The sequence below is a fragment of the Rhizobium sophorae genome, from assembly GCF_013087515.1.
Lineage (GTDB): Bacteria > Pseudomonadota > Alphaproteobacteria > Rhizobiales > Rhizobiaceae > Rhizobium > Rhizobium sophorae.
Genome location: NZ_JABFCN010000012.1, coordinates 68,096 through 86,387 on the forward strand (window position 1 = coordinate 68,096; position 18,292 = coordinate 86,387).

The 18,292-nt window shown below is 63.7% G+C and carries 18 protein-coding genes and 1 riboswitch; all 18 genes read left to right on the forward strand.

The genetic code is table 11. From position 1 onward, the window contains the following. The first annotated feature begins 33 nt into the window (after positions 1-33). The 18 genes from G9X64_RS07500 to G9X64_RS07585 all read left to right on the forward strand — a co-directional run bounded on the left by G9X64_RS07500 (position 34) and on the right by G9X64_RS07585 (position 18,252). Positions 34-618 (forward strand): DUF1349 domain-containing protein, encoded by a 585-nt coding sequence (locus G9X64_RS07500; protein ID WP_168315107.1) that lies wholly within the window; start codon positions 34-36, stop codon positions 616-618. Between the two features lie 224 nt (positions 619-842). Next, complete coding sequence (locus G9X64_RS07505) at positions 843-1,976, forward strand: transporter substrate-binding protein (protein WP_168315106.1); 1,134 nt, start codon at positions 843-845, stop codon at positions 1,974-1,976. Further along, on the forward strand, positions 1,973-2,554 hold the full coding sequence (locus tag G9X64_RS07510; RefSeq protein ID WP_168315105.1) for an ANTAR domain-containing response regulator: 582 nt from the start codon (positions 1,973-1,975) through the stop codon (positions 2,552-2,554). The genes G9X64_RS07505 and G9X64_RS07510 overlap by 4 nt, the downstream gene beginning before the upstream one ends. Further along, a complete protein-coding gene (locus G9X64_RS07515) occupies positions 2,554-3,402 on the forward strand; it encodes an ABC transporter permease (protein ID WP_168315104.1) in 849 nt (282 codons plus the stop codon). The genes G9X64_RS07510 and G9X64_RS07515 overlap by 1 nt, the downstream gene beginning before the upstream one ends. Then, positions 3,402-4,322, forward strand: coding sequence for an ABC transporter permease (locus G9X64_RS07520; RefSeq protein ID WP_024320038.1), 921 nt, complete (start codon positions 3,402-3,404; stop codon positions 4,320-4,322). The genes G9X64_RS07515 and G9X64_RS07520 overlap by 1 nt, the downstream gene beginning before the upstream one ends. A 25-nt stretch (positions 4,323-4,347) precedes the next feature. Then, positions 4,348-5,967, forward strand: coding sequence for an ABC transporter substrate-binding protein (locus G9X64_RS07525; protein WP_168315103.1), 1,620 nt, complete (start codon positions 4,348-4,350; stop codon positions 5,965-5,967). Between the two features lie 66 nt (positions 5,968-6,033). After that, complete coding sequence (locus tag G9X64_RS07530; RefSeq protein ID WP_168315102.1) at positions 6,034-6,978, forward strand: acetamidase/formamidase family protein; 945 nt, start codon at positions 6,034-6,036, stop codon at positions 6,976-6,978. After that, a complete protein-coding gene (locus G9X64_RS07535; RefSeq protein WP_171376287.1) occupies positions 6,975-8,663 on the forward strand; it encodes an ABC transporter ATP-binding protein in 1,689 nt (562 codons plus the stop codon). Before G9X64_RS07530 ends, G9X64_RS07535 begins: the two co-directional genes overlap by 4 nt. 159 nt (positions 8,664-8,822) lie before the next feature. Beyond that, a riboswitch (TPP riboswitch) is annotated at positions 8,823-8,919 on the forward strand. A gap of 49 nt (positions 8,920-8,968) precedes the next feature. Beyond that, positions 8,969-9,772 (forward strand): hydroxyethylthiazole kinase, encoded by an 804-nt coding sequence (gene thiM, locus G9X64_RS07540; RefSeq protein WP_168315100.1) that lies wholly within the window; start codon positions 8,969-8,971, stop codon positions 9,770-9,772. Further along, positions 9,769-10,404 (forward strand): thiamine phosphate synthase, encoded by a 636-nt coding sequence (gene thiE, locus G9X64_RS07545; protein WP_168315099.1) that lies wholly within the window; start codon positions 9,769-9,771, stop codon positions 10,402-10,404. Before thiM ends, thiE begins: the two co-directional genes overlap by 4 nt. Continuing rightward, positions 10,401-11,210 (forward strand): bifunctional hydroxymethylpyrimidine kinase/phosphomethylpyrimidine kinase, encoded by an 810-nt coding sequence (gene thiD / locus G9X64_RS07550; RefSeq protein ID WP_171376288.1) that lies wholly within the window; start codon positions 10,401-10,403, stop codon positions 11,208-11,210. Before thiE ends, thiD begins: the two co-directional genes overlap by 4 nt. A gap of 219 nt (positions 11,211-11,429) precedes the next feature. After that, positions 11,430-11,909: a GNAT family N-acetyltransferase gene (locus tag G9X64_RS07555; protein WP_171376289.1), complete on the forward strand. Its 480-nt coding sequence runs from the start codon at positions 11,430-11,432 to the stop codon at positions 11,907-11,909. A 24-nt stretch (positions 11,910-11,933) separates the two neighbouring features. Beyond that, the gene (locus G9X64_RS07560; RefSeq protein WP_168315096.1) at positions 11,934-12,956 is read left to right on the forward strand and encodes a glycoside hydrolase family 3 N-terminal domain-containing protein; all 1,023 of its coding nucleotides are present in this window, start codon (positions 11,934-11,936) and stop codon (positions 12,954-12,956) included. Positions 12,957-12,999: 43 nt separating this feature from the next. Then, positions 13,000-14,643 carry an ABC transporter substrate-binding protein gene (locus tag G9X64_RS07565; RefSeq protein ID WP_171376290.1) on the forward strand — a complete coding sequence of 548 codons (1,644 nt, stop codon included), beginning with the start codon at positions 13,000-13,002 and terminating at the stop codon, positions 14,641-14,643. Positions 14,644-14,698: 55 nt separating this feature from the next. Further along, positions 14,699-15,676 (forward strand): ABC transporter permease, encoded by a 978-nt coding sequence (locus G9X64_RS07570; protein ID WP_168315094.1) that lies wholly within the window; start codon positions 14,699-14,701, stop codon positions 15,674-15,676. A 1-nt stretch (position 15,677) separates the two neighbouring features. Next, positions 15,678-16,556, forward strand: coding sequence for an ABC transporter permease (locus G9X64_RS07575; protein WP_033183630.1), 879 nt, complete (start codon positions 15,678-15,680; stop codon positions 16,554-16,556). After that, a complete protein-coding gene (locus tag G9X64_RS07580; protein WP_168315093.1) occupies positions 16,553-17,356 on the forward strand; it encodes an ABC transporter ATP-binding protein in 804 nt (267 codons plus the stop codon). The genes G9X64_RS07575 and G9X64_RS07580 overlap by 4 nt, the downstream gene beginning before the upstream one ends. Beyond that, positions 17,353-18,252 carry an ABC transporter ATP-binding protein gene (locus G9X64_RS07585; protein ID WP_171376291.1) on the forward strand — a complete coding sequence of 300 codons (900 nt, stop codon included), beginning with the start codon at positions 17,353-17,355 and terminating at the stop codon, positions 18,250-18,252. The genes G9X64_RS07580 and G9X64_RS07585 overlap by 4 nt, the downstream gene beginning before the upstream one ends. The last annotated feature ends 40 nt before the right edge of the window (positions 18,253-18,292 follow it).

Consider the following 18,292-nt stretch of genomic DNA (forward strand, 5'->3'; position numbering starts at 1 on the left):
TGCGGTCAGGCTTTAGCGGAACGGGAAAACAGCATGAGCATCGATTTCAACGAAGGAAAATGGCTGAACGAGCCGGCACACTGGCAGGCGACCGAAGCCGCCCTCACCCTGACCACCGATGAGAAAACCGATTTCTGGCGGGAGACCCATTACGGCTTCACCCGCGACAGCGGCCATTTCCTCGGCTTTCCCACAGCCGACGGCTTCACCGCGCAGATCCGCGTCCAGGGCGAATTCCGCACCCTCTATGATCAGGCCGGCCTGATGGTGCGTCTCGACGAGAGGCGCTGGGTGAAAACAGGCGTCGAGTTCACCGACGGCGAAGCCTTCCTCAGCACCGTCGTCACCGACGGCAAGTCCGACTGGTCCGTGGCACAACCCTTCAAGGAACTGGAGGATTTCCGCATCCGCGTCACCGTTGCAAACGGAGCGATGCGCATCCAGGCCTCGCGCGACGGCAGCTTCTGGCCGCTGCTGCGGCTAGCGCCCTTCCCGGCAGCAGCGCATTACGAGGTCGGACCGACCGCCTGCACGCCGGAACGCAGTGGCCTGACGGTCCGCTTTTCAGAATTCTCGATCGGCCCGGCGATCACCAAGGATCTGCATGATTTGAGCTAGAAGATCGTCCTTCGCGGCTCTACTGAGAGAACAAGATCAAATGACTGCGAGTGCAGCGCAGCACACTTGACAAAGACAAGCTGCCTGTATTTTACTCAAGCCTGCGGATTAGGCAGAAGGCCGGCCGCGTTGACATGACTCCGATAGTCTCTGGGCAGTTTCGCCCCATGACGCCTCATCGCTCGATGGGACCAGCGTCGTGGGGTTTTTGATATGGTCACTTCATGAACGACGCGCTGAAAATCGGCATCCTCTTTTCAACCACCGGGCCCTACGGCTCGATGGGTCGTGACGCGCGCGACGGCGCCGATTTCGCGATGGCCGAATATGCCGGCGTCGAAGGGCTGGCGATCGAGCCCGTCTTCTTCGACCCGCATGCCGATCTTGCCGCCTATCTCGACGGCGCGCGCCATCTTCTGCGCGCCAACTGCCGCCATATCGTCGGCACGATCACGTCTGCGGCGCGCAAGGAAGTCATCCCGCTGGTCGAGAAACATGATGGCCTGCTCTGGTACATGTGCCCCTATGAAGGTTTCGAGGCCAACGAGAATGTCATCTATGTCGGCGGCTGCCCGAACCAGCATCTGCTGCCGCTTTTCGAGCACCTGATCCCGCGTTACGGCGCAAGGCCCTATCTCGTCGGCGCCAACTACGTCTGGGGCTGGGAGATGAACCGGCTGGCCCGCGAGCTCATTACCAATGCCGGTGGCGAGGTGCTGGGCGAACGCTATCTTCCGCTCGAGGAGACCGCCGTCGAACGCATCGTCGCCGAGATCGCGCAGCGCCGCCCGAGCTTCATCCTCAACAATCTGATCGGTCCCTCGAGCTACGCCTTCCTGGAGGCGATCAAGGCCCTCGGCGATCGCGACCCTGCCTTTCGCGCGGAAAACTGCCCGGTGGTCAGCTGCGACCTGATGGAATGCGAACTCGACGATATCGCCGCAGGTGCTGCCGCCGGCCAGCTTTGCGCCGCCTCCTATTTCGACAGTATCGCGACCCCCGAAAATGCCGCCTTCAAGGCACGTGTCACCGAGCGTCACGGCGCCGAGCGGCGTGTCTCCAGCGTCTTTGCCAGCGCCTATACGGCCGTCCGGCTCTGCGTCGACGCGATCGTCGCTGCCGGCGGTGACGATCCCGACGCCGTCCGGCGCGAGCTCCACAATCGGTCCTGGCCGACCTTGTTCGGCGCGTTGGCGATCGACCGGGAGACCAATCATGCCGCCCTGCCCTTCCATCTCGGCCGGATCAACGCCGACAACGGCTTCGATGTCGTCGCCTCGCGGCCGCCGCTCGCTGCCGACCCCTATCTGACCGGCCGCAACCGGCAGGCCTTTCCGCGGCTGAGGGTGGTGTCATGAGAGAGACACCCAATTTCACCGGCTGGCAGGCGACGGTCCTGCATCGCGAGGACGGCAACACCGAAAGGCTGATCCGTCAGCTTCGCCTGCTCGGCATCCACGCAACGCTGCAATGGGCGCCGCTTTCGGCCGCGGTGCTGCCTGATCTCGTCATCGTCGATGCCGACCAGGGCTGGGACGATCTGCTGCCCTGGAACGGCGAAACGCCGGCCTGCCCCGTTGTCGCCTTGCTTGGTTCGGAAGCGCCCGGCCGCATCGCCTGGGCGCTCGGACAGGGCGCCGGCGCGATCATCGCCAAGCCGATCGCCACCTCGGCCGTCTATCCGGCGCTTGTCATGGCCGTCTCCATTCATCGGGAGCGCAAGACGACTGCGGAAAAGCTGCAATATCTCGAAGAGCGCGTCCGGCTGCGGCCGCTCGTTCACGCCGCCGTCGAAAAGCTTCAGGCCGCACACGGCATCGACGAGGAGAGCGCTTACGCAATCCTGCGCAATTGCGCCATGCGCCGCCGCCTGCCGATGGAGCAGATATCAGCCTTCATCCTGGCGGGCGCGGAACCTCTGCCGGAGGCGGGCTGATGCATGTCTTGAAACAGATGATCCGCCAGCCGACGGCCCTCTTCGGCCTGATCGTCGTCACGCTCGTCATCGGTCTCGCCATCGCAGCGCCCTGGATCGCGCCGTTCAGTCCAGACGAGCAGATGTTTGACGGTCTTTCGCTCGAAGGCGCGCCGCTGCCGCCGGGAGGCCCCTATCTCCTCGGCACCGACACGCTCGGCCGCGACCTCTACTCGCGCCTGCTCTTCGGCGCCCGCACCTCGCTGATCATCGGCCTTGTCGCCAACGGCATCGCGGTGACGATCGGCCTCATCGTCGGCATCGTTGCCGGCTATCTCCGCGGACTGGCGGGCAACATCCTGATGCGCTTCACCGATCTGATGATGGCCTTTCCGGCGCTGCTGCTCGCCATCGTGCTCGCCGCATTGCTGAAGCCGAGCCTTTGGATCGTCGCCATGGTGATCGCGCTCGTCAACTGGGTGCAGGTCGCCCGCATCGTCTATACCGAGACTCGCGGCCTGGTGGAGCGCGATTTCATCATGGCCGAACGGTCGCTGGGCGCCGGCCATATGCGCGTGCTCTTCATGCATATCCTGCCGCATCTCGTGCCGACGGCAATCGTCTGGGGAACGCTCGGCATCGCCACCACCGTGCTGCTCGAGGCCACACTCTCCTTCCTCGGTGTCGGCGTCCAGCCGCCGCAGCCCTCCTGGGGCAACATCATCTTCGAGAGCCAAAGCTATTTCCAGGCCGCCCCCTGGCTGGTCTTCATTCCGGGCGCGATCATCCTTCTGACGGCGCTTTCCTTCAATCTGGTTGGCGATGCGCTGCGCGACATTCTCGACCCGACCCAGCGCGGGAGGGGCTGATGGCGTCGCTCATGCTCCGCAGGCTGGCGCAGGCGGCCCTCATCCTGCTCGGCGTCGCGGCGATCACCTTCGTGCTGCTCTACGCCCTTCCGGCTGATCCGGCCCGCATGATCGCCGGCCGCAGCGCCACCGCCCAGACGGTCGCCAACATCCGCCATGAACTCGGCCTCGATCAGCCGCTGCTGGTCCAGTTCGGCACCTATCTCGGCAATCTGTTGCATGGCAATCTCGGCCGCTCCTATGCGCAGAAGACCGATGTCTGGACGCTGATCGCCGCCCGACTGCCGGCAACACTGACGCTGATGCTTGCCGGCATCTTCGTCGAGGTGGTGCTCGGCCTGACGCTCGGCACCATCGCTGCCGTGCGCCGTGGCGGCTTCGTCGACCGGCTGGTGATGATGGCCTCCTTTGTCGGCACCTCGGCGCCGCAGTTTCTCGTCGCCCTGCTGCTACTCTACCTGCTGGCGGCAACGCTCGGCTGGTTTCCGATGAGCGGCTACGGCAGCTTCTCGCATCTCGTCCTGCCTGCCGTCACACTCGGCATCTGCGGCGCCGGCTGGTACGCCCGCATGGTGCGCTCGTCGATGATCGACGTGCTGAACCAGGATTATGTCCGCACGGCGCGCGCCAAGGGCCTTTCCTCGAAGCGCGTCATCCTGCGGCATGCGCTGCCCAATGCCGTGCTGCCGATCATCGCCATGATCGGTATCGATATCGGCCAGTTCATGGGTGGCGTGGTCGTGGTCGAAGCGGTCTATGGCTGGCCCGGCATCGGCCAGCTCGCCTGGCAGGCGATTCAGCAGGTCGACATTCCGATCATCATGGGCGTCACGCTGACCTCGGCGCTTGCCATCATCATCGGCAACCTGCTTGCCGACCTCGTCGCGCCGGTCATCGATCCGCGCATCCGCACACGCTGACAGCAACCAAAGAAGGGGAACCAAGATGTTCAAACGCTGGCTGCAACAGACGACCATGGCAACGATGGTGGCGCTCGCTCCACTGTCCGTCATGGCGCAGGAAACGCCCAAGCAGGGCGGCGATATCGTCGTCACCTACAAGGACGACATCACCACGCTCGACCCGGCGATCGGCTACGACTGGGTCAACTGGTCGATGATCAAGAGCCTTTATTCCCGCCTGATGGACTATGCGCCCGGCACGCCGAACCCGGTTCCCTCGCTTGCGGAAAGCTTCACCGTTTCGCCCGATGGCTTGACCTATACCTTCAAGCTGCACAAGGGCGTGAAGTTCTCGAACGGCCGCGAGGTCGTCGCCTCCGACGTGAAGTATTCGATCGAACGCGCCGTCGACCCGAAGACGCAAGGCCCCGGCGCCGGCTTCTTCGGCGCCATCAAGGGCTTCGAGGATGAAACCGGCGGCAAGACGACGACGCTCTCCGGCATCGAGACGCCTGACGATAGCACCGTCATCTTCAATCTCTCGCGCCCAGACGCCACCTTCCTGCACGTGCTTGCCATCAACTTCGCCTCGGTCGTGCCGAAGGAAGCCGTCGAGGCGGCCGCCGGCGACTTCGGCAAGAAGCCCGTCGGCTCCGGCACCTTCATCCTGAAGGATTGGACGATCGGCCAGCAGCTCGTTTTCGAACGCAACAAGGATTATTTCGTCAAGGGTGTTCCCTATATCGACAGCTTCAAGGTCGAGGTCGGCCAGGAGCCGCTGGTGGCGCTCTTGCGCCTGCAGAAGGGCGAGGTCGATATCGCCGGCGACGGCATTCCGCCGGCGAAGTTCCTCGAAATCAAGAATTCGGCCGACGGCGCTCAGATGATCGTCGACGGCGAACAGCTGCACACCGGCTACATCACCCTGAACACCAAGGTGAAGCCCTTCGATAACGTCAAGGTTCGCCAGGCGCTGAACATGGCGATCAACAAGGAGCGCATCACCCGCATCCTCAACGGCCGCGCAACGCCTGCCAACCAGCCGCTACCGCCGCTGATGCCGGGCTACGACAAGTCCTTCACCGGCTATGCCTATGACGTGGCGAAAGCCAAGGCGCTGCTTGCCGAAGCCGGCTATCCCGATGGCTTCGAGACCGTGCTCTACTCCACAAACACCGATCCGCAGCCGCGTATCGCCCAGGCGATCCAGCAGGATCTGGCCGCCGTCGGCGTCAAGGCCGAAGTCCGGGCGCTCGCCCAGGCAAACGTCATCTCGGCAGGCGGCACGGAAGGCGAAGCGCCGATGATCTGGTCGGGCGGCATGGCCTGGATCGCCGACTTCCCGGATCCGTCCAACTTCTACGGCCCGATCCTCGGTTGTGCCGGCGCGGTTCCGGGCGGCTGGAACTGGTCGTGGTACTGCAACGCCGATCTCGACAAGCGCGCCGTTGCCGCCGACTCCATGTCCGATCCGGCAAAATCAGCCGAGCGCGCCGCCGCCTGGGGCAAGATCTTCACCGATATCATGGCCGATGCGCCGTGGATCCCTGTCATCAACGAACGCCGCGTCGTCGCCAAGTCGCTGCGCATGGGCGGTGCTGACAACATCTACATCGATCCGACCCGCGTTATCAATTACGACGCGATCTACGTGAAGCAATAAGCCCTAAGAAACAATGCCTTCCCGGTCCACGCCGGGAAGGCGTCATAAAATCGAGGGAGACATGACATGTGCATCGCCTGCACCCACACCATCCACCGCGCCCAGCATAATTTCGGCTGGAACAAGGATTTCACCCCCGCCGTCGTCGCCAAACCCGGAGAGACGATCCACTTCGAATGCATGGATTCATCGGGTGGCCAGCTCGGAAGCGACGCGACCCTGGAAACGCTGAACGCGCTCGATTTCGGCAAGATCAACCCGGTCTCCGGCCCGGTCTATATCGAAGGCGCCAAACCTGGCGATGCGCTGAAGGTGACGCTGCGCAAGTTCATTCCCTCGGGCGTCGGCTGGACGGCCAATATTCCGGGCTTCGGCCTGCTTGCCGACCATTTCACGGATCCGGCGCTGCATGTCTGGTCCTACGACGCGACCAGCATGGTGCCCGCCCTTTACGGCCCGGGCGGCCGCGTGCCGCTGAAGCCTTTTGCCGGCACGATCGGTGTCGCACCAGCCGAGCCCGGCACCCACTCCGTCGTTCCCCCGCGCCGCGTCGGCGGCAACATGGATATTCGCGACCTGACGGCGGGTGTCACACTCTACCTGCCCATAGAAGTCGAAGGCGCCCTCTTCTCGATCGGGGATACCCATGCCGCCCAGGGCGATGGCGAAGTCTGCGGCACGGCGATCGAAAGCCAGATGAACGTCGAAGCGACGATCGAGCTCGTCAAGGACGCCAAGCTGCAGACGCCGCGCTTCACCACGACCGAACCGGTGACCCGCCACCTCGACGGCGCCGGCTACGAGGTGACGACAGGCATCGGCCCTGATCTGATGACCGGGGCGCGCGAAAGCGTCATGCGCATGATCGATCTTCTCGGCGCCGAACACGGCATGAGCGCCGTCGATGCCTACCTGCTCTGCTCGGTCTGCGGCGATCTCCGGATCAGCGAGATCGTCGACCAGCCGAACTGGGTGGTCTCCTTCTACTTCCCGAGGATCGTGTTCGCGTGAACGAAGCCATGCCCGCCGCAGCACCGGTGCTCAGCCTTCGCAAGCTGAGCGTCGATGCCCGCACGCCCGAAGGCCGCAAGCCGGTGCTCCAGGATGTCAGCTTCGCGCTTGCAAGCGGCGAAACGCTCTGCATTGCCGGCGAATCCGGCTCCGGCAAGTCGGTCACCTCGCTGTCGATCATGGGGCTCTTGCCGAAAGCCTCGCTGCGGGTCGCCTCCGGCAGCGTGCTGCTTGGCGAGCGCGACCTGCTCACACTTTCCGACCGGGCCATGCGCAGCGTCCGTGGCGGCGATATCGCCATGGTGTTCCAGGAGCCGATGACCTCGCTGAACCCGGTCATGTCGGTCGGCAACCAGCTGACCGAGGCAATCCGCGCGCACCAGGGCAGCGACAATGCCGAGGCGGTGGCGCTGAAGATGCTCGATGCCGTGCAGATCACCGAGCCGGCCCGGCGGCTGAAGCAATATCCGCACGAGCTTTCCGGCGGCATGCGCCAGCGGGTGATGATCGCCATGGCGCTCTCCTGCCGGCCGAAGGTGCTGATCGCCGACGAGCCGACGACGGCACTCGACGTCACCGTACAGGCGCAGATCCTCAGGCTGATGCGCGAGTTGAAGCGCGAATTCGGCGCCTCGATCATCCTGATCACTCACGACATGGGCGTCGTCGCCGAAATGGCCGATCGCGTCGTCATCATGCAGAATGGCAGGATCGTCGAGCAAGGAACGGCGCTCGCCGTCTTCCAGCGGCCGAAGGAGGCCTATACGCAGCAATTGCTCGCCGCCGTCCCGCGGCTCGGCGCGCTTGCAGGCACCGACCGTCCGCCCCGCATCACCCAGCGCGCCGTCGAGACGCTGCATCCGGACCGCACGCCGGTCCTGAACGTGCGCGACCTCACCGTCACCTACGGCAATGCCGCAAGCCGGTTTTTCAAGGGCAAACCGCCGGTCGCGGCCGTCGACGGCGTTTCCTTCGATATCCTGCCGGGTGAAACGCTCGGCCTCGTCGGCGAAAGCGGCTCCGGCAAATCGACGACCGGCAAGGCGGTGCTCGGTCTCATCCCCTTCCAGGGCAACGTTCTGATCGACGGCCGCAATATCGCCGGCCTCAGCCAGCGTGAGATGCGGCCGGTGCGCCGCTCGGCGCACATGATCTTCCAGGATCCCTATGCCTCGCTCGACCCGCGCATGGCCGTCGGCAAGGCGATCGGCGAACCGATGGTCATCCACGGCATCGGCAACCACAGTGAACGGCAGGACCGCGTCGCCGAACTGCTGCGCCGGGTCGGCCTGACGCCTGATGCGGCGACGCGCTACCCGCACGAGTTTTCAGGCGGCCAGCGCCAGCGCATCTGCATCGCCCGGGCGCTCGCGCTTGAGCCAAAGCTGATCGTCGCCGACGAAAGCGTCGCAGCGCTTGATGTCTCCGTCCGCGCCCGGGTGCTCGACCTGCTGCTCGAACTGCAGGAAACGATGGGGCTCGCCTATCTCTTCATCTCCCACGACATGGCGGTGGTCGAGCGCATGTCGCACAATGTCGCCGTCATGCGCGCTGGCCGCATAATCGAAACCGGCACACGGCGGGATATCTTCGAGAACCCGAGGGATGACTACACCCGCGCACTGATCGCCGCGGTTCCGATCCCCGATCCGGAGGTCTATCGCGGTAGGGAAGCGCATGCGTGATTGAAGGGTTGAGACATGACTAAAATGTCGCGAACGAGGATGTCGGCGGCGGCTGGCCAGATCGTCGGCTGATCGCCTTTCTCAAATCGTCGACAATCGTTGCGCCGCGTCGATCATTTTCGGGATGACATCACCTCCGTTCTCTGCGAAAAGAATCGCGATGAGAGACAGGGGCGTTCGTCGACAGACGGGCTGAGAAGCACCCTTCGAACCTGAACCGGATAATGCCGGCGGAGGGAGTCGCTCGGGGCCGCGGCATCGCCCGCACGAACCGCCCCGTGCTCGCCCCGCCTGAAAGGGGCCATATGCAGACCAGGACCACACCAGGAGCGATGCTGAAGGCGATGCGCGAAAAGCCGCCGCTCGTTCAGTGCATCACCAATTACGTCGCCATGAATATCGCCGCGAATGTTCTGCTTGCCGCCGGCGCCTCGCCCGCCATGGTGCATGCCGCCGAAGAAGCCGGCGAATTCGCCGGGATCGCAAGTGCTGTGACAATCAATATCGGCACGCTGTCGACGCAATGGATCGACGGCATGCAGGCGGCTGCGAAGGTGGCGACATCAACCGGCAAGCCCTGGGTGCTCGATCCTGTCGCGCATTATGCGACGGCTTTCCGCCGCAATGCGGTCGCCGATCTCCTAGCGCTGCGTCCGACCATCATCCGCGGCAACGCTTCCGAAATCATCGCGCTGGCCGGCGGAGAGAGCCGCGGCCAGGGCGTCGACAGCCGCGACCCGGTCGAGCAGGCGGAAAGTTCGGCGCGATGGCTCGCCGAGCGTCAGCGAGCGGTGGTTGCCGTTACCGGCGCCGTGGATTTCGTCACCGACGGCGAGCGGGCCGTGCGCATCGAAGGCGGATCGGTCTTGATGCCGCGAGTTACCGCGCTCGGCTGCTCGCTCACCTGCCTCGTCGGCGCCTTTGCCGCCACAGTGCCGGATGATATCTTCGGCGCGACGGTCGCAGCACTTTCAACCTTCGCCATCGCCGGCGAGGAGGCCGCACTCGGAGCGGCCGGGCCTGGGTCCTTCTCCTGGCGCTTCCTCGATGCGCTGGCTGCGCTCGACGCCGAAACGCTTGACGCCAGGGCAAGGATATCAGCCGCATGAGGGCTTTCGACCTTTCGCTCTATCTCGTCCTCGACCCCGATCTCTGCGCGGGGATCGGCATGGTGGAGACCGCACGCCTTGCCGTTGCCGGCGGCGCGACCATGGTGCAGCTGCGCGACAAACATGCCGGCACCATCAGGATGATCGAGACCGGCCGCGCCTTGAAACAGGCGCTGGATGGGACCGGCGCCCTCCTCATCATCAACGATGATGTCGAGGCGGCAATCGCCATCGGCGCCGACGGCCTCCATATCGGCCAGGAGGATATGGATGCGCGCAAAGCGCGGGCGATGGTCGGTGCCGAGATGATCCTTGGTCTTTCGGTCGAGAGCGAGGTGCTTGCGAACGCCGTCGATCCTGATCTCATCGATTACACCGGCGTCGGGCCGGTGTTTGCGACACCGACCAAGGCCGATCACAAGCAGCCGATCGGCTTTGACGGCCTTGCAAGGCTGGTAAAGGCCTCGCCGGTGCCATCGGTCGCGATCGGCGGGCTCAAGGCGGATCATGTCGCCGAGGTGTTTGCTGCAGGCGCCAGGGGGCTTGCCGTCGTTTCCGCCATCTGCGGCACGCCCGATCCGGAAGCGGCCACGCGCCGCATCGCTGCAGAAATTCGAAAGGCTCGCGCATGATCCGCAACGTTCTCTCGATCGCCGGCTCCGATCCCTCCGGCGGCGCCGGCATCCAGGCCGATCTCAAGGCCTTTTCCGCCCGCGGCGTCTACGGCATGGCGGTGCTGACCGCGCTGACGGCCCAGAACACGCAAGGCGTCAGCGGCGTGCACCTGGTGCCGCCGCAATTCGTCGCCGACCAGATCAATGCCGTCTTTGCCGATGTGCGCGTCGATGCCGTCAAGATCGGCATGATCGCCAATGCCGGCATCGCCGACGCTGTTGCCGGCGCGCTGACTGACCACCGCGACATTCCGATCGTCGTCGACCCTGTCATGATCGCCAAGGGTGGTGCCGCCCTGCTGGCGCCCGAAGCGGTCGACGTATTGACTCGCCGGCTGCTGCCACTGGCAACACTGCTGACCCCGAACCTTCCGGAAGCTGCCGCCCTGCTGCACCAGCCGCTCGCGACAAGCCGGGCTGAGATGGCGGAACAGGCCGAGCGTCTGCGGGCGCTTGGCCCGGCCGCAGTGCTGGTCAAGGGCGGCCATCTCGACAGCGACGAGAGCCCTGACGTGCTTGCCACGGCCGCCGACCTGCACTGGTTTGAAGCCAGGCGCGTGCCGACCAAGAACACCCACGGCACCGGCTGCACCCTCTCCAGCGCGCTGGCGGCCGAGCTCGCCAAGGGCGCCTCGGCGCGGGAGGCCGTCGCCATCGCCAAGGATTACCTCGCCGGCGCGGTCGCGGCTGCCGGACACCTCACCGTCGGCTCCGGCCACGGCCCGGTGCAGCATTTTCATGCGCTTTGGAAGGACGGCGAATAGGCGCTCGCTCCACCAATATTCCGCCAATCGAAAACGGCCCGGTCTTTCCGGGCCGTTTTTGCGTTCGGCACCTACTTTGCGTTGAAACCCTGGGGACAGCGGCGGGTCGTGCCTTTGGCCGTTTGAAAAACCTTGTTGACAAGCCCGGCCAGATGGCCAAGTCTATGACACTAAAAGGGGATATATTCCGCAATAAAGGAATAACTGGAGGAGTGACAGGTGCCAAACCTGCTTGTGAGCCTATATTCCACTGAGCTCGCCGACCTGAAACGCAAAGCCGACGATGTCGGCGTCTCCATCCGTCCGGCCCTCCCCCCAGAACTGCATCTTATCGTCAGCTGGGTTCGCGAACGGTTCAGCGAGAACTGGGCGAGCGAAGTCGCCGTCGCCTTCTCCCGCCAGCCCGTTGCCTGCCTGATCGCCGTTGAAGCAGGCAAGCTGCTCGGCTTTGCCTGCTATGACACGACGGCGCGGGGCTTCTTCGGCCCCACCGGCGTCGATCCCGACGCCCGCGGCAAGGGCATCGGGCTCGCCCTCTTTTCCGCCTGCCTTCAGGCCATGAAAACGCTCGGCCACGCCTATGCCTTCATCGGCGATGCCGGGCCGGTCGATTTCTACTCCAAGACTGCAGGCGCAACCATCATCCCCGCCCTCGATAAGGGCATCTACGAAGGCATGCTGAGAAGCGCGCCGAAATGACCGTTTGATACCGGAGCACCAGAATTGTCCTCGACCCCGCTCGCCCTTTTCGTCGGCCTTCCGAATCCCACTATTTCGGATGATGAATTCGCCCTCTTTCGGGAAACCAATCCGCTCGGCCTGTTCGTCGGCCGGCGCAATCAGCGCGAGCCGGAGCAGACGAAGCGGCTGATCGAGCGTTTCCGCGAAGCCGTCGGTCGCGACGACGCGCCTGTCTTCACCGACCAGGAAGGCGGCCGCGTTCAGCATCTCGATGCCGGCCCCTGGCCGCTCTTCCGCAGCTTCGGCCAGTTTGCCGAACTTGCACGCCGCGATTTCGATCTCGGCAAAAAAGCACTGCGCCTTTCCTCCCAGGCCATGGGCGCGATGATGGCGGAACTCGGTCTTTCCAGCGGATGCTCGCCCGTTCTCGACCTCGTCTTCGAGACGACGAGTGCGGTCATCGGCGCCCGCTCCTTCGGCCCTGATCCCGATTTCATCGCTGCCCTCGGCCGCGAGGTGGTCGATGGCCTGCTCGAGACCGGCAATATGCCTGTCATCAAGCATATTCCCGGCCATGGCCGTGCGACGCTCGACTCCCACAAGGAACGTCCGGTGGTCAATGCCAGCCGCGAGACGCTTACCGCCACCGATTTCAAGCCCTTCGTGGCGCTGAAGGATACGCCATGGGCGATGGTCGCCCATGTCGTCTATTCGGCCTATGACGCGGAGCTGCCGGCGTCGGTCTCGCCGATCATGCACGACGTGATCCGCAACGATATGGGCTATGACGGCGTGCTGATTTCCGACTGCATCTTCATGGAGTCGCTCTCCGGCACCCTGCCGGAGCGCGTCAAACAGGTGCTCGACGCAGGCTTTGACATCGCGCTCCACAGCCACGGCGATATCCCGGAAAGCGAAGCCGCCGCCAAGGCCGCCCGCCCGCTGACGGACGCCGCCCTGCAGCGGATCGTCGCCGGCAAGGCGCGCCTCGGCAATCTCAAGATCGATGTCCGCGCCGCCCACGCAGAAGTCGAAAACATGTTTGCAAGCGCGCTGGTCTCCTGACCGGCGCGCCAACTCTCACCGCATAAGAAAAGGGGAATAGAACATGAAAAAATATCTTCTTGCCGCCGCGCTGACGCTGCTTTCGGGATCGGCCATGGCGCAGACGGTCCTCACAGTGAATATCGAACCGGCGACGACCTGGGTTCGCAACTTCAACCCGTTCAACCAGACCTCGGCGCGCCAGTCGACGCTCGATTTCATCTACGAGCCGCTGGTCGTCTTCAACCGCTTCGACAGCAACAAGCCGGTCTATCGCCTGGCCGAAAGCTTCAAGCTCTCTGATGATCTGAAGAGCATCGAATTCAAGCTGCGCTCAGACCTGAAATGGTCTGACGGCAAGCCGCTGACGGCGGCCGACGTCAAGTTCACCTATGATTACCTGAAGAAATTCCCGGCGCTCGACTTCGTCAGCATCTGGACCTTCGTCACCGACGTGCAGGCCGTCGACGGTCAGACGGTGCGCTTCACGCTCGCCAATCCGAGCTCGCTTGCCGCCGAGCAGATCTCACAGTTGCCGATCGTTCCGGAACATGTCTGGAAGGACATCTCCGACCCGGTCACCTTCGCCAACGAAACCCCGGTCGGCAGTGGCCCGCTGACGGAAGTGCCACGCTTCACCGGCCAGACCTATGACCAGTGCCGCAACCCGCACTATTGGGACAATGCCCATCTGAAAGTCGATTGCATGCGCTTCCCGCAGCTTGCCGACAACAACCAGATCCTGACGGCAACGGCCGACGGCACGCTCGACTGGGGCGTCTCCTTCATTCCCGACATCGACAATGTCTATGTTTCCAAGGATCCGGCGCACTTCCATTACTGGTATTCGCCGAGCAGCATGGTCGCCTTTCTGTTCAACTTGGAAACGGCGAACGAGAACAACAAGAAGGCCTTCAACGACCTGAAATTCCGCCGTGCCGTCGGCATGGCGCTCGACCGCAAGACGATGATCGACGTCGCCGGCTACGGCTATCCGACGCTGAACGAAGACCCCGGCCTGATGGGCGAGCTCTACAAGAGCTGGGCGGACCCATCCGTCAAGGCCGACTTCGGCAAGTTCGCAACCTATGATGCCGATGCCGCCAAGGCCCTGCTCGACGAGGCGGGCTACAAGGACCAGGACGGCGACGGCTTCCGCGACAATCCCGACGGCAGCAAGATCTCCTTCTCCATCATTGTCCCGAACTCCTGGACGGACTGGGTCGACACAGTCAACATCGCCGTGGAAGGCATGCAGGCCGTCGGCATCGACGCCAAGATCGAAACGCCGGAGGAAGCGGTCTGGACCGGCAACCTCATCAACGGCACCTTCGATGCGGCGATCAACAGCCTGCCGGCATCGGCTTCGCCCTATTACCCCTATAAGCGCGCCTTCAGCGCCTCGGACAAGGGCAAGACCCGCTTCACCGCGCAGCGCTGGTTCAATCCGGAGGTCGAAAAACTCGTCACCGAGTTCACTCATACCGCCGACCTTGCCAAGCAGAAGGACGCCATGAACAAGGCGCAGCGCATCGTCGCCGAAAACATGCCGATGATTCCGGTGTTCAACAATCCGAACTGGTATCAATACAACACCAAGCGCTTCACCGGCTGGTCGACCAAGGAAAACCCCTTCGTCAATCCGTCGATCTCGCGGACCAATCCGGCACGCCTGCTGAACCTGCTTGCTCTCGAGCCGGTCAAGTAAGCATCGCAATCCTCGGGAGCGGCGTACAGCGCCGCTCCGTCACGACGGAGTCCCCATGGCTTTCCTGCTTCGCCGCCTCGTCTTCTACGTGGCAGCCTTCATCGCGGCAGCGACGATCAATTTCTTCCTGCCGCGTCTGATGCCGGGCGATCCCGTGCAGATCATGTTCTCGAGCGCCGGCACCGAATTGCCGCCGGAAAGCCTGCAGGCGCTGAAGCTCACCTTCGGTTTCGTCGACGGGCCGCTCTGGCAGCAGTACCTCACCTATCTCGGCAGCATCTTCACCGGCGATCTCGGCCGCTCGATCAAGTATTTCCCGCTGCCCGTCACCTCGGTGCTCGGCCATGCGCTCGTCTGGACCGTCGGCCTGATGGGCACGGCGACGATCGTCAGCTTCGCGCTCGGCACCTTTCTCGGCATCGTCGCCGCCTGGCGCCGCGGCAGCAAGTTCGACGTCATCGTCTCCGTCGGCGCGATCTTCGCGACCTCGGTGCCGGCCGTCGTCACCTCGCTGATCGTGCTCTTCGTCTTCGGCTTCACGCTCGGCTGGTTTCCGAATGGTTATGCCGCCGACCCAGCGCTCGATCCGGCCTTCAGCCTGAAATATATCGGCAGCCTCGCCTATCACGGCGTCTTGCCGATGGTGACGCTCTGCACCGTGCTGATCGGCGGCTTCACCGTCACCATGCGCAACAACATGATCAACCTGCTCGGCGAGGACTATATCGTCATGGCCCGCGCCAAGGGCCTTTCCGACCGGCATGTGATGCTCTGGTACGCAGCTCGCAACGCCCTATTGCCAACTGTCTCCAGCCTTGCCATCGCCATCGGCACCATCCTCGGCGGCTCGCTGGTGACGGAGGTCGTCTATAATTACCCCGGCCTCGGCAACATTCTCTACCAGGCGATCCTCGCCCGCGATTACCCCGTCATCCAGGGCCAGTTGCTCATCATGACCGCGACCATGCTGATCGCCAATTTTATCGTCGACGTCAGCTATGTGCTGCTCGACCCGCGGCTGAAGGGAGCGTGAGATGAAGACCCTGCTTCGAAACCGCAAGGCGCTCGTCGGTCTCGTCATCATCGCCTTCATCGTCCTCGTCGCGATCGCAGCGCCCCTGCTGACACAGTACGATCCCGCCGCCCGCACCGGGCGGCCGCACCAGCCGCCATCGCTCGATCATATCCTCGGCACCACCCGCATCGGCCAGGATGTCTTCGCCCGGTTGATCTACGGCGCCCGGACTTCGCTTGCCGTCGGCTTCGGCGCCGGCCTGCTGATTACACTCGTCGGCACCGCACTCGGCATCATCTCCGGCTATCGCGGCGGCAAGACCGACGAGATCATCAGCTTCTTCACCAACATGGTGCTGGTCGTTCCGAACTTGCCGCTTCTGCTGGTCCTCGCCGCCTTCATCGGCCAGGCAAGCCCTCTCGTCATCGCCCTTATCCTTGGTGCCACCTCCTGGGCATGGGGCGCGCGCGTCACTCGTGCCGAAACGCTCTCCGTCAAGCAGAAGGATTTCGTCAAATCGGCCGAGATGATGGGTGAGCCGCAATGGCGCATCATGACATTCGAAATCTTTCCCAACGTGATTTCAATCGTCGGCATCAATTTCATCGGCAGCGTCATCTTCGCGATCATCACCGAGGCGACACTGGAATTCCTCGGCCTCGGCGATCCGAGAGCGATCTCCTGGGGCACCATGCTCTACAATGCGCAGAAGGCCTCGGCCCTTTCTGTCGGCGCCTGGTGGGATATTCTCACCCCCTGCTTCGCGCTCGCCTTCCTCGGCATCGGCATGTCATTGCTGAACTTCGCCGTCGACGAAATCGCCAATCCGCGGCTGCGCACCGGCAATCACCTGAAGCGCTGGTCCCTGCTCGTTCGAACAGGGGAGGGCCGCCTGTGACGCAGCCGCTGCTCTCGGTGAGGAACCTCACCATCGACTATATCGGCGAGGAGAAAGATTTCCGCGCCGTTAGCGATGTCAGCTTCGATGTCGCGCCCGGCGAGGTCTTCGGCCTTGCGGGCGAATCCGGCTGCGGCAAGAGCACCATCGCTTTTGCCATCAGCCGCCTGCACAAGCCGCCCGCGCTGATCCGCAAGGAGAGCCGCATCCTGCTCGACGGCCGCGATGTGCTCGGCCTCGACCGGCAGGCGCTCAGCGCCTTCCGCTGGCGCGAGGTCGCCATGGTCTTCCAGAGCGCGATGAACTCGCTGAACCCGGTGCTGCGCATCGAGGCGCAATTCTACGACATGCTGCGCACCCACAAGGGCATGAGCCGCGCTGCAGCCCGCGAGCGCACCGCCGAGATGCTGACGCTCGTCGACATTGCGCCGGACCGCATGCGCGATTATCCGCACCAGTTTTCCGGCGGCATGCGCCAGCGCATCGTCATCGCCATCTGCATGGCGCTCAATCCGAAGCTCGTCGTCATGGACGAACCGACGACGGCGCTCGACGTCGTCGTCCAGCGCGAAATCCTGCAGCGCATCAATGAATTGCGCCGCAGCTTCGGTTTTTCCGTGCTGTTCATCACCCATGATCTCGGGCTGATGGTGCAATTCTGCGACCGCATCGGCATCATGCTGTCAGGCCAGCTGGTGGAGCAGAACACGGCCGAGGCGATCTACAGGACGCCCAAGCATGGCTACACGAAAAAGCTCTGGGCTTCCTTCCCCTCGCTGCATGGAGGAGTGCTGTTATGACCGACGCCATTCTCGCACTCGACAAGGTGACGAAGACCTTCGGCCATGGTTCCGGGGCCGTACATGCCGCCCGCGCCATCTCGTTTTCTCTGCATGCCGGCCGGGCGCTGGCACTCGTCGGCGAATCCGGCAGCGGCAAGACCACCTGCGCCCGCATGGCGATGCGCGAATATCTGCCGACATCGGGCCGAATTCTCTACAAGGGCCGGCCTGTCGAGGCGGCAAAATCCGCCGAGATCGCCCGCTACCGCCGCTCGGTGCAGATGATCTTCCAGGACCCTTTCGCTTCCCTCAACCCGGCCCACACCATCACCCATCATCTCCGGCGGCCGCTGAAGCTACATCGCCCGGAGATCAAAGGGGCCAAGATCGACGTCGCGGTCCGCGAACTGCTTGAACGTGTCAGGCTCGACCCTGATCTCGTTGCGCCGAAATATCCGCATGAGCTCTCTGGCGGCCAGCGCCAGCGCGTCAACATCGCTCGCGCCTTGGCCGTCAAGCCGGAGGTGATCGTCGCCGACGAACCGACCTCAATGCTCGACGTCTCCGTGCGCCTCGGCGTGCTGAACCTCTTGAACGAGATGAAGCAGGAGATGAATCTCGGCCTGCTCTACATCACCCATGACATCGCCACCGCCCGCTATGTCGCCGAGGACATCGCCGTGATGTATGCCGGCCAGATCGTCGAATGGGGCAGCGTCGCCAAGGTGATCGACAATCCGCTGCATCCCTATACCCGTCTGCTGCTCTCGGCCGTGCCTGATCCGGAGGTTCGCTTCGACGACCCGAAGGCCCGGCTGAGGCCCGATGAGGTGGAAGATATTCGCCGCCGTTCGGCCGTTCCGCAGGACGACATCGTCGAATTAGAGCAGGATCATTTCATGCGGATGATCTGAGGCCGGCTTGCTGGCCTCTTCTGGCGCCCCATGCTAGGGA

Coding starts and splice junctions, on each gene's coding strand:
- thiE (WP_168315099.1), top strand. CDS start 9,769: ATGAGGGCTTTCGACCTTTCGCTCTATCTCGTCCTCGACCCCGATCTC.
- G9X64_RS07510 (WP_168315105.1), top strand. CDS start 1,973: ATGAGAGAGACACCCAATTTCACCGGCTGGCAGGCGACGGTCCTGCAT.
- thiD (WP_171376288.1), top strand. CDS start 10,401: ATGATCCGCAACGTTCTCTCGATCGCCGGCTCCGATCCCTCCGGCGGC.
- G9X64_RS07500 (WP_168315107.1), top strand. CDS start 34: ATGAGCATCGATTTCAACGAAGGAAAATGGCTGAACGAGCCGGCACAC.
- G9X64_RS07585 (WP_171376291.1), top strand. CDS start 17,353: ATGACCGACGCCATTCTCGCACTCGACAAGGTGACGAAGACCTTCGGC.
- G9X64_RS07515 (WP_168315104.1), top strand. CDS start 2,554: ATGCATGTCTTGAAACAGATGATCCGCCAGCCGACGGCCCTCTTCGGC.
- G9X64_RS07525 (WP_168315103.1), top strand. CDS start 4,348: ATGTTCAAACGCTGGCTGCAACAGACGACCATGGCAACGATGGTGGCG.
- G9X64_RS07520 (WP_024320038.1), top strand. CDS start 3,402: ATGGCGTCGCTCATGCTCCGCAGGCTGGCGCAGGCGGCCCTCATCCTG.
- thiM (WP_168315100.1), top strand. CDS start 8,969: ATGCAGACCAGGACCACACCAGGAGCGATGCTGAAGGCGATGCGCGAA.
- G9X64_RS07575 (WP_033183630.1), top strand. CDS start 15,678: ATGAAGACCCTGCTTCGAAACCGCAAGGCGCTCGTCGGTCTCGTCATC.
- G9X64_RS07565 (WP_171376290.1), top strand. CDS start 13,000: ATGAAAAAATATCTTCTTGCCGCCGCGCTGACGCTGCTTTCGGGATCG.
- G9X64_RS07530 (WP_168315102.1), top strand. CDS start 6,034: ATGTGCATCGCCTGCACCCACACCATCCACCGCGCCCAGCATAATTTC.
- G9X64_RS07505 (WP_168315106.1), top strand. CDS start 843: ATGAACGACGCGCTGAAAATCGGCATCCTCTTTTCAACCACCGGGCCC.
- G9X64_RS07570 (WP_168315094.1), top strand. CDS start 14,699: ATGGCTTTCCTGCTTCGCCGCCTCGTCTTCTACGTGGCAGCCTTCATC.